This window comes from Bradyrhizobium sp. AT1 (assembly GCF_001590795.1).
GTDB lineage: Bacteria > Pseudomonadota > Alphaproteobacteria > Rhizobiales > Xanthobacteraceae > Bradyrhizobium.
In genome coordinates this window covers 4,090,515-4,100,551 of record NZ_JXDL01000001.1, presented here as the reverse complement: position 1 = coordinate 4,100,551, position 10,037 = coordinate 4,090,515, and the positions used below count along the sequence as shown (strand labels likewise).

Below are 10,037 nucleotides of genomic sequence, written 5' to 3'. Positions count from 1 at the left end.
CGGGCCGCAATGTCGGCCAGCCCAGCCGGGTGAGATCGACGCCGCCGCCGGTGGCAAGAATGGCGCCGAGCGTGTGGATGACGTCGGCCTCCTGGAGCCGCGCGATCAGCGGCTTCTCGATCAGGGGCTTTTCGATCATCGCCGGCTGCAGCGACGGCGCGGCAAGCTCGGGCAGAACCTGTGCAACTTCCGGCGCGCGCGGGGCCTGCTGCGGCTGTGCAACCCCAGGAGCCTGCGGTGGCTCCGGGGACCGCGACGCCTGCGGTGCCTGCGTGCGTTCACGGCGGGCAGGCGTCGGCGCAGCGGGTGCGGCCGCGCCGGCGAACAGCAGTTCGGCCGCGACGAACCAGCTCGAGGCCGCGAGCGCGCCGAAGATGAAGCCGATCATGGCGAACATGCTCATCGCCGGCGGGAACGAGCGCCGCTGCGGCACGGTCGCCTCGCCGATGATTCGGGCCGCCGAAGTGTTCAAGCTCTCCTGCTCTTCGGTCTCGCGGGAGCGCTTGAGGAAGGATTGGTAGACGTCGCGGCTGGCATCGGCCTCGCGCTCGAGCTCGCGCAGGCGCACGGCGGCCTGGCTGAGCTGGACGCTTTGCCGCTTCTGCGCTTCCAGCGCCCGGTTGAGCGAGGCCTCGAAGTCGCGGGCGCGCGTCAGATCGTTCTTGGCGGACTGGGCGAAGCGGTCGATCTCTTCGCTGATGGTGCGCTTGAGATCCTCGACCTGCTTCTCGGTCTGGCGCAGCGCCGGATGGCGCGGCCCGAGCTCGCCGGCCTGCTCGGCATATTTCTTGCGCGCATCGGCATATTGCGCGCGCAAATTCGCGATCGTCGGCGATTGCAGGGCTTCCGGAATCGCGCCGGCATCGGCGGCGGTCCGGCGGCTCGCCTCGATCTGGTCGAGCCGCGCCTGGGCATCCATCGTCGCGGCGCGCGCCGCGGAGAGCCGCTGGTTGCTGGCCGAGAGCTGCTGGTCGCTGATCAGCGCATCCTGGGTGCCGACGAAATTGTTCTGGGCCTTGTAGGTGGCGAGCGCGGTTTCGGCGTTGCGCAGCCGCTCGCGCAGCTCCTTGAGGCGGCTGGAGAGATCGTTGGTGGCGCGCCGGGCGGCGGAAGCCTGCGAATTGCGGGACTCCGCGAGGTAAGCGTTGGTCAGCGTGTTGGCGAGCATCGCCGCCTTCGCCGGATCGGTCGACCAGACCTCGATGTCGACGATGAAGCTCTTCTCGGTCTTGCGGATGGTGATGTGCCTGTTCAGCGCCTCGAGCGCGGCAAGCTGCACCTCGTTGTTGGCGGCCGCGGAGGGCGCACGAGGCTGCAGGCCGACCAGGCCGAGCAGCGACGACATCAGGCTTCGGCCGTCGCCGCCGCCGAATTCCGGATCCTTGTCGAGACCCGCCTGCTGGATCACCTTGAGCAGGACGCTGTTGGCGGTGATCAGGCGCGCCTGGCTCTCCACCACCATCGACATGCCGGAGACGTCCTGCGCGCGCGGCGTGAGCTCGCGGTCGACGAGCTGAAGCTCGCGTGGATCGACATAGAGCTGGGCGGTGGCGGTGTAGCGGGGCGTCAGACTCTTGCCGATCGTGACCGCGAGCGTTGCGCCGAGCAGCGCGGCCGCCGCAATCGCGATCTTGCGCCGCCAGAGCAGATTGGCGAGCTCCAGCACGTTGAAGCCGGCCGCAGTCTTCTGTTGCGCGGGCTCGGATCTCGCCCGATCGATCGGCTGGTTATAGTCAAGCATGATCCCCAGCTTTCATTCCAAATGCCGCAGGCTGAGGGGTTACTCTTCGCTCTACGCCATGCCCCCGGGATATAGGGGCGCAATCAACGCAACAGGGAAAATTAACCATACTCATTGAGGGACTATTCACCGAAATGGCAAACAAAGCGTTTAAGCGACTGCCACTGCGCGCTGCGTCCGCGTGATGCCGGCTATGCGGCTCCCTGGAGATTAACGGTTCGTTACCGCGCACGGCTCGGCTGCGGGTCTCCGCATATTCTGTGATGAGCCGCGTGCGCGCCATGATGGTCAGCTTTTCCGCAGGATGACGTGATAGTCGCCGCGGCGGACGTCGGTGCCGCGCGACAGCATGGTATTGAGCAGGGCGGCGCCGGCGTCCACGAGGGCTGCGAACAGCGGCTTGCGCCGGCGCATCTCGGGATAGCGCGGGCTCTCGACCTCGCGGCGGTAGATCATCTCGAGGCCGTTGGCGGCCGCGAAGGCTTCGAGCCGGGGCAGCGTCACCAGCGGGTGGAAGAAGGTCGGAAATGGCGGCTCGCCAGGCAGACCGGCGTCCTTGATGCCGCGGACGTGCCGGTAGAACCAGACGTGAAACCAGTGCGGCGAATACTTCGTGACGATGCCGGACAGCGACCGCGGATTGGGCGCGCCGATCAGGATCATGCCGCCGCGCTTGAGCGCGTCGCGGAAGTTCAGGAGCGCGGCGTCGACATGGGGCAGATGCTCGATCACGTTGTAGCAGATCACGAGATCGAAGGTCTCGCCGGCGAAACGATAAGTCTGCACGTCGCCGAGGATCGCCTCGTCGGCGTAGGTGTTGTTGCGGACCTGGTCCTCGTCGATATCGACGACGGTGACCTTGCTGCGGCCCAGCATCTCGGGCGGCAGGACGCTGCACGAGCCGCCGCCGGCCTCATAGATGGCGAGTTGATCTTGCGGCAGTTCGCGGCGCAGCACGTCGTGAACGGCGAGCAGGCTGTCGCGGGCTTCGCCGGGGACGAGATCGTGCAGCGCCTGGACGGGAGCAACGGCCGCGGGGATATGGATCGCCGTGGCTGTCGCGAAATCGATCGTGGCTGGCTTGTTCATGTTTTTTGACCGCGCTTGTTCTAATCAAATTTACAGGAAAATACTCGCTCGCCCGAAGAGCAAATCTGATGCCGCCGCGTCTCAACGGTCGCAGTGCTTACGGTCCGGTTAATGCGCATACGCATTAACTACGGCATTGTTCATGTTGGATCGTGATCGCCGCATGGACCGCGAATTGCAGTATCACGCGCGCATGGTTTCGCGGGAGAAACGCGCGAAAGCGGTTAAACGCGCGATGCTGCCTTGGGACGAGCGGGAGATCGGCGGGCGAGGTGGGCCTGCGCTCTCAATAAGCCGTTCATTTTGGGACGCATCTGTCCCGCGGCGATGCGCCATCGCGGGACGCGTGATTGAAGCAGGGCTTTTTCAACATATCTCGGACATCTAGAACGTCATGACATTGATCCCGACAGACCTGTCCGCCATGCGTATCTCGGATGCCGTGCGCGATCCCAACCGGGAGATCGTGGCAAGCTCCCGCGTTCTCGATCTGTCGGTCGGCATCGTCGTCTGCATTCCCTGCTTCCGCCGTCCGCGGCATCTGCGGTTGACGCTGGACTCGCTGGCGAACCAGCGCACCCCACGTTCCTTTGCCGTCGTGATGGTCGAGAACGATGCCGCGCAGCGCGAGAGCGCGCCGGTTGCTGCAGAGTTTTTGGCCGAGGGCAGGCTGCAGGGCGTCTGTCTCGTCGAGAAGCGGCAGGGCAATTGCCAGGCGATCAACGCCGCGTTCGAGACGGCGCAGGCGCTGTTTCCCGCCGCCACCCGCTTCCTGATGATCGACGACGACGAGATCGCCTCGCCCGACTGGCTCGAGCTGATGGTGCGCACCGCGGAGGCGACCGGTGCCGACGTGGTCGGCGGGCCGGTGCTGCCGGTCTTCGAGGACGACAGCAAGCCGTGGCTGTCGCGTCATCCAGCCTTCTGTCCCGCCTACGACTATTCCGGCGCGGTGCCGCTGATCTATGGCTGCGGCAACTGCCTGATCACACGCGCGGCCTTCGAGCGGTTCGAGCGTCCCGCCTTCGACCTCAGTTTCAATTTCCTCGGCGGCGGCGATTGCGACTTCTTCGTACGGTGCCGCGATGCCGGCATGATCTTCCACTGGACGGCTGAGGCCGTGATCACCGAAACCGTGCCGCAAAGCCGCACCAGCCCCGGCTGGATCGCAAAGCGCGGCCTGCGCATCGGCGCAATCAATTATCGCGTGCAGTCCAAGGCGGCTCAAGGCTTGAGCGGGCGCGCGTGGGTGTTCGCGCAGATGCTCGGACGGCTGCCGCTGTCGCTGGTCCGGTCCGCCCGCCTGCTGACGACGTCGAAAGCCGTCGTTGCCATGCATCCGGCGCTGGTGGCGCTCGGCTCCATGCTCGCGGCGTTCGGCTTCGCGCCGAAGCCCTATGAAGCCTCAAAGATCGTGTCGTGACCGCTAGATGCCGAAGCGCGCGAGGGCGGTCCGTGCCGCGGCGCGCGGCAGCGCCGTGAGCGAACGGCGGCCGACCATTCCGAGATAACCCAGGGCTTGCCGATATCGGCCGAAGCGAACCGCCTGCATCGCCGCATAAGTGATGAGATGAAGTTCGGCGGCAAGGCGCAAGCCAGATGCTGTGCCCTCGGGTAATCTGGCCAGAATCAGCCCGTCGTCGAACACCCGCGCGATGGCCGGGAAGAAGTCCTTCGGCGTCCGCACGGCGGCGTTCATGGTATTGGCGGTGTGCAGGCGATAATCGAGCAGCAGCTTTGGCGCGAATTCGAACTCGCCGATCGCGGCGAGGCGGCACCAGCAATGCCAGTCCTCGCAATATCTGAGCGACGTATCGAAGCCGCCGATGGCGCGAAACGCTTCCGCGCGCGCGAGCGCGATGCCGCCATTGACGATGAAATTGCCGGCCGCGAGCCGTGTCAGCACGTCTCCGGATGGCTTGCGGCGCCTCTTCAGCAGGTCGCGCCGCCCGATCTGGCGTCCCTCGCTGTCGATCGTGTTGTAGTCACCGTAGACCAGGACGGCGCGAGGAGCGCTGCGCGCCGCCGCCAGCAGCGCAGCCACCGCGCCCGGACGCAGGCGGTCATCGGCATCGAGGAACAGCAGCCATTCGCCGCTTGCATGACGTGCGCCGAGATTGCGCGCGGCCGACACGCCGGCGGAATCATTGGTCATCAGGCGCAGTCGCGGATCGCGAATGCCGCGGACGATCGCGGCGGTCTTGTCGGTGGAACCATCGTCCACGACGATCACTTCGCCGACCTCGCCCTGCGCCAGTGCGCTGGCGAGAGTTTCGCCGACATAGGCCGCAACGTTCTTGGCGGGAATGACGACGGATACCGAATTGGGCGAGCTCGACGGCAGCGGCTGGCGCACTGCCGGAACGATGCGTGTGGAGGCCGGCAAATCGAGAACGTCTTCGGCGGTGATCTGAGCCACGGCTCGCCTTTAAGAGTCTGTTAACCAGGGCGCGTCTGCAGGATCGATGAGGCGATCGATCGCAACATTGTCTTCTCGCGAATGATACCTGCATTACGGCCTGATCGTTGACGCGAAGGCGTATGTCGGCGCGGTTTCGTCAATTAGCGTTAAGCCACTGGCATTAAGCCTGTGGCAGATTTGGAGGAGAGCGGCGGCCGGTCCCATGCGAGAATGCGCAACCGGTTGACGCGGATGGATCCAGTGCCCGCAAAGACGTTCGAACACGACCCCAATGCGATGATCCTCAACCTCTTCTACGAGGACAAGGACGATCGTTGGTTCCCCGGCGACCGGCATCTGCGGCGCATGGCGCGCCGCCTGCTGCTCGGCGAGCCGCGCATGAGCGGCCAGCTTCGCGTGTTTCTCAATCTCTGCGCAGGGCTCGACCGGCTCGGCATCCGCTACCGCGTCAACGATTATGGTTACATCGCGCAGCATCCTGATGAGCTCGCCTGCATCATCGGCCGCACCTTCCTGCTCGACAAGTTCGCTTGGAAAAACCCGATCCTGCTCGGCGTCGCCGCCCACAATCATCCGCTCGACGACCCTGATCTGTTCAAGCGTCTGCCGGTGAAGAAGGTCGTGGTGCCCGGCCCCTGGTACGTCGACATGTACCGGCCGCATTGGCCCGACACCGAGGCCTGGCCGATCGGCATAGACACGGATCTGTGGGCGCCATCGCGCGCCTCCCAGAAGACCTTCGATGTGCTGATCTACGACAAGGTGCACTGGGACCGCGAGCGCTACGCGCCGGAGCTGATCGAGCCCGTCCGCGCCCGCCTGCGAAAAGAGGGCCGCTCCTTCACCGAGCTGCGTTATGGCAGCTACAAGGAAGAGGAATTTCAGGCCGCGCTGGCGAGATCGCGCGCGATGATCTTCCTGTGCCAGAACGAAAGCCAGGGCATCGCTTATCAGCAGGCGCTGTCTTGCGGCGTGCCTGTATTCGCCTGGGATCCGGGCGGCCCATGGCGTGACCCCGATTACTATCCGCATCGCGTGCAGTTCGCACCGGTGTCCTCGGTGCCGTATTGGGACGAGCGCTGCGGCGCCAAGTTCCTGGACGTCGCGCAGTTCGAAGCGGGCTGGGACGATTTCTGGGCCGGATGTATTGCGGGTGCGTTCGATCCGCGGGGCTATATCCTGGACAATCTCACGCTCGAGCAACGCGCGCTGCAATATTACGAGATTGCGCGAGGCATCGTGCGGCAGCCGGCGCAGGCTTCCGGCAGGTCTGTTGAGGAGCGCTCAACAGCATCGAGCCCGGAGCTGGAGCTCCACCAGCGGCACCAGATGTCCTGAGCCATGACCCGCAGCGCCGCCGACATGACTGAGCTCGAGGCCCGATCGTTGGGCCGCATCATGCGCGACGGCTTGGCGCAGCTGAATGCCGTGCAGGCCGCACGCTGTCTCGTCGCGGTCGCGTCGCTGCTGCTGGTGCTGGTGACGCTCGATCCCTTTCCGGACCTGCGCAATGCCGATGTCACCACGATCGTCGGTGGACGAATGGCGCTGGCCTATCTGTCCTGGGGCCTGCTGGCTGTGGTTGCGGTGCTGTTCGTGGCGACCACGGATGGGCCGGCGTTGAAGAGCCTGGTGACGCCGCTTCATCTCTGTCTCGTCGGGTGGCTGCTGATCAACATCGTCCTTTCCGAGAGCCGCGGTGTGTCGATCCAGCGCTTCGTGCTTCTCGCCAGCGTGACGTCGCTCGCCATCCTGCTGCCGCTGTTGCCGCCGACGCAGCGCAGCTTCAATCTGTGCCTGGGCGCCGCCGCGCTGGTGCTGCTCGCGCTCTGCTATCTCGGCGTTGTCCTCGCGCCGCAATATTCGATCCATACCGCGCTTGATATCGGCGAGCCGCAGCTCGCCGGCGATTGGCGCGGCAGCTTCGGTCACAAGAACGTCGCCTCGCCGGTGATGACCATCCTGGTCTATGTCGGCATCTATCTGTCTGCCGTGGGCTCGTTCGTGATGGGACCCGTGATCGCAGCGCTCGCCGGCATCTTCCTGATCTTCACCGGCGGCAAGACCTCATCAGTGCTGTGCCTTGCGATCTACGCGCTTGCGTCGCTGGTCTATCTCACGCCCGGCCTGTGGCTGAAGCGGATCATCTGCTTCGTGCCGCTGATCGTCATGAACCTGCTGACGGTCGGCAGCGTGATGAGCCCGGCGCTCGGGGCCATGACGCGGCTGCTGCCGCTCGATCCCACTTTCACCGGCCGTTCCGCGATCTGGGAATTCGCGCTCGCGGCGGTCGCCGAGAAGCCGATCACCGGTCACGGCTATGCGGCTTTCTGGGACGACGTCACGGCGCGGCAGACCGCCCAAGGCGCCGAATGGGCGACGTCGGCGGCGCACAGCCACAACAGCTATCTCGACCTCGCGGTCACCATCGGCCTGCCGGGCCTGTTGCTCGTGATCCTCGTCTTCGTGCTTGCGCCTCTCGGCAATTTTCAGTCGGCCCAAACCCACAATCGCAGTGGCGCGTTGGCCAAGTTGTTCCTGACCGTGTGGCTGTTCGGCCTGTATTATGGAGCGACCGAAACCTTCCTGCTCGAACGGCAGAATCCGATCTGGTTCATGTTCGCTCTGGCGGTGGCGGGCCTGCACTTCCTGGCGCGGTTCCAATGCGTCGCGCAGACGGAACCGGCGCCATGAAAGCTATCGCGTCTGTCGGCAGTGGTAATAGCTTAACGATAAGCCGGTCTGCGACAAAACATGATCTATCCGGCAACACCCAGGAATCGTATGCCCCGCCGATGTCGGTTGTCGGCGTCGAGCAATTGGATGGTCTTGTGTCCGGCACCTCGGACATCGCGATCGATTTCGTGCGTGACTGGCGCGAGGCCGCGTCGCGCCTGACTGCCGCAGATCGTACCGCTTTCCAGCATGGCTACTGGCTCGGTCCCTGGTACCAGGCGTTCGATGACGTCGCGCCGTTGATTGCCGTGATCTCCGATGCCGCCACCGGCAAGGACATCGCGATGGTGCCGATGATCAGCCACGTCAGGCGCGGCATCCGCATCGTCGAATTCGCCGATCTCGGCGTCTCCGACAACAATGCGCCGATCCTGTCACCAGGTGCCACTCCGGGCGCGGCGGCGGGTGCAATCGGCAAGGCGCTGGTCGAGGGCTTGCGTGCCTTGCCGGATCGCTTCGATCTGCTGCGGCTGCGGAAGATGCCGGTTGAGGTCGGCGGCAGGCCGAACCCGCTGGTGTCGATGGGGCGCATCGGATCTTCCTCGCTCAACGGCAATCTCGTGCTGATGGGCGACGACTATGCGGACTATCAGGCCTCGATCAAGCGCATGCAGATGCCGCGGAGTTGGCGCGTCTTCACCCGTCACGCCGGTGCCCGGTTCGAAATCGCCACGGATGTCGCGCGGGCGCATGAACTGATGGACGTGATGGATGTCCAGCAGCAGGCGCGCATGCGCAAGCTCGGCTCGCCGTTCGTCCTTAACGACGCGGCCCATGCGCGGTTCTATCGCGAGGTCGTTCGCCGGGGCATTGCGGAGCGTTATGCCGTCGTCTCGGCGCTGGTGTGCGACGACGGCGTCGTCGCCACCGCGCTCGGCGTCACGCATGGCGCGACCTATTACCTGCTCCGCATCAGCCACGGCGGCGATCCATGGGCGAACTGCTCGCCGGGGCTGCTCGTCGCCGAGCGCACCATGGCCGCGCTGCATGCAGAGGGCGTGCGCCGCTTCGACCTCAGCATCGGCAACCAGGACTACAAGCGGCGCTTCGGCGCCGAGCGGGTGCCCTTGACCGACGTCAGCGTCGCGCTGACCTGGCGCGGCCTGCCCTACGCATGGCGCGACCACGCCGCGCAGGGCCTGCGCCGCTATCCCGCGGTCGCCGCCCTTGCCGCACGGGCCATGGGCAAGGGAACGCGTTAGCGTCGAGCTCCGGATCGCAAGGTCACTCGAACATCGCAATCGATGTGCTATCGTCGCCGCCGCTTCGGAGGGCGACATGGAAGATCGTTCGACAAAATATCGCGCGTTCTATGCGCAGCTGATCTGCGCCGCGGCGAAGGCTGCTGATCCACGCATCGAGCAGGCCTTTCGGTCCGTCAGGCGCGAGCCTTTCGTCGGGCCCGGACCGTGGTCGATCTCCTTCGGCGGCCATCCCTATGTCGTGACGCCGGACGACGATCCTGCCTTCATCTACCAGAATGCATTGTTGGCGCTCGATAGCGCGCGCAGCCTCAACATCGGTATGCCGAGCGCACACGCCTATTGGCTGAGCGGGTGCGCGGTGAGGGAAGGGGAGACCGTGATCCAGATCGGAGCGGGCAGCGGTTACTACACCGCGATCCTCGCTCACCTCGTCGGATCCGGCGGCCGTGTCCACGCCTATGAAATCGACCCGCGTCTCGCCGCGCTGGCACGGGACAATCTGAAGGACATCGCCCATGTGGACGTGCGCGAGCGTTCGGGCATCGCGTCCGATTTGCCCGCCGCGAACGTGATCTATGTCTGCGCCGGCGCGGCGCAGCCGGCGATGGAATGGCTCGATGCCTTGCGGCCCGGTGGACGACTGGTTTTTCCGTTGGCGCCCGAGGGCACGCTTGGCGGTATGTTGATGATCACGCGCCCGGATGGCGGGGCGATCTGGCCCGCGAAATTCCTCGGCCGGGCTCAGTTCATCGGCTGCGCGGGGTTACAGGATGCGGAGGCCGGCCGGCGATTGAGCGAGGCGTTCGCAAGAGGATGGGAAAGCGTTCAGTCGTTGCGAAGAGAA

Annotated in this window: 9 protein-coding genes; 6 read left to right on the top strand and 3 right to left on the bottom strand. The window is 65.3% G+C overall.

Features of this window, described 5'->3' with window-relative positions; genetic code table 11:
• The coding region (locus SE92_RS19150; protein WP_063197462.1) for a GumC family protein at positions 1-1,741 on the bottom strand (1,741 nt) is incomplete at its 3' end.
• 288 nt (positions 1,742-2,029) lie between these two features.
• Positions 2,030-2,830 carry a class I SAM-dependent methyltransferase gene (locus SE92_RS19145; RefSeq protein ID WP_063197460.1) on the bottom strand — a complete coding sequence of 267 codons (801 nt, stop codon included), beginning with the start codon at positions 2,828-2,830 and terminating at the stop codon, positions 2,030-2,032.
• 163 nt (positions 2,831-2,993) lie between these two features.
• Between SE92_RS19145 and SE92_RS35960 the strand changes: the two genes are divergently transcribed.
• Together SE92_RS35960 and SE92_RS19140 are read left to right on the top strand one after the other, a co-directional pair.
• The gene (locus SE92_RS35960; protein WP_157095559.1) at positions 2,994-3,218 is read left to right on the top strand and encodes a hypothetical protein; all 225 of its coding nucleotides are present in this window, start codon (positions 2,994-2,996) and stop codon (positions 3,216-3,218) included.
• 6 nt (positions 3,219-3,224) lie between these two features.
• Positions 3,225-4,253: a glycosyltransferase family 2 protein gene (locus tag SE92_RS19140; protein ID WP_063197458.1), complete on the top strand. Its 1,029-nt coding sequence runs from the start codon at positions 3,225-3,227 to the stop codon at positions 4,251-4,253.
• 3 nt (positions 4,254-4,256) lie between these two features.
• Here SE92_RS19140 and SE92_RS19135 read toward each other — a convergent pair whose 3' ends face one another.
• The gene (locus SE92_RS19135) at positions 4,257-5,249 is read right to left on the bottom strand and encodes a glycosyltransferase (RefSeq protein WP_063197456.1); all 993 of its coding nucleotides are present in this window, start codon (positions 5,247-5,249) and stop codon (positions 4,257-4,259) included.
• Between the two features lie 243 nt (positions 5,250-5,492).
• Between SE92_RS19135 and SE92_RS19130 the strand changes: the two genes are divergently transcribed.
• From SE92_RS19130 to SE92_RS19115, 4 genes are all read left to right on the top strand, one after another.
• Positions 5,493-6,590 carry a glycosyltransferase gene (locus SE92_RS19130; protein WP_063203630.1) on the top strand — a complete coding sequence of 366 codons (1,098 nt, stop codon included), beginning with the start codon at positions 5,493-5,495 and terminating at the stop codon, positions 6,588-6,590.
• Between the two features lie 3 nt (positions 6,591-6,593).
• On the top strand, positions 6,594-7,946 hold the full coding sequence (locus tag SE92_RS19125; protein WP_063197454.1) for an O-antigen ligase family protein: 1,353 nt from the start codon (positions 6,594-6,596) through the stop codon (positions 7,944-7,946).
• A 101-nt stretch (positions 7,947-8,047) separates the two neighbouring features.
• Entirely contained in the window at positions 8,048-9,190 is a 1,143-nt protein-coding gene (locus SE92_RS36745) for a GNAT family N-acetyltransferase (protein WP_063197452.1), read from the top strand.
• The coding region (locus SE92_RS19115; RefSeq protein ID WP_245324644.1) for a protein-L-isoaspartate O-methyltransferase family protein at positions 9,156-10,037 on the top strand (882 nt) is incomplete at its 3' end. The genes SE92_RS36745 and SE92_RS19115, both read left to right, overlap by 35 nt.

Bases quoted from the DNA above. Each gene is read 5' to 3' on its own strand.
- SE92_RS19145 (WP_063197460.1), bottom strand. From the start codon at position 2,830: ATGAACAAGCCAGCCACGATCGATTTCGCGACAGCCACGGCGATCCAT.
- SE92_RS35960 (WP_157095559.1), top strand. From the start codon at position 2,994: ATGGACCGCGAATTGCAGTATCACGCGCGCATGGTTTCGCGGGAGAAA.
- SE92_RS19140 (WP_063197458.1), top strand. From the start codon at position 3,225: ATGACATTGATCCCGACAGACCTGTCCGCCATGCGTATCTCGGATGCC.
- SE92_RS19125 (WP_063197454.1), top strand. From the start codon at position 6,594: ATGACCCGCAGCGCCGCCGACATGACTGAGCTCGAGGCCCGATCGTTG.
- SE92_RS36745 (WP_063197452.1), top strand. From the start codon at position 8,048: ATGTCGGTTGTCGGCGTCGAGCAATTGGATGGTCTTGTGTCCGGCACC.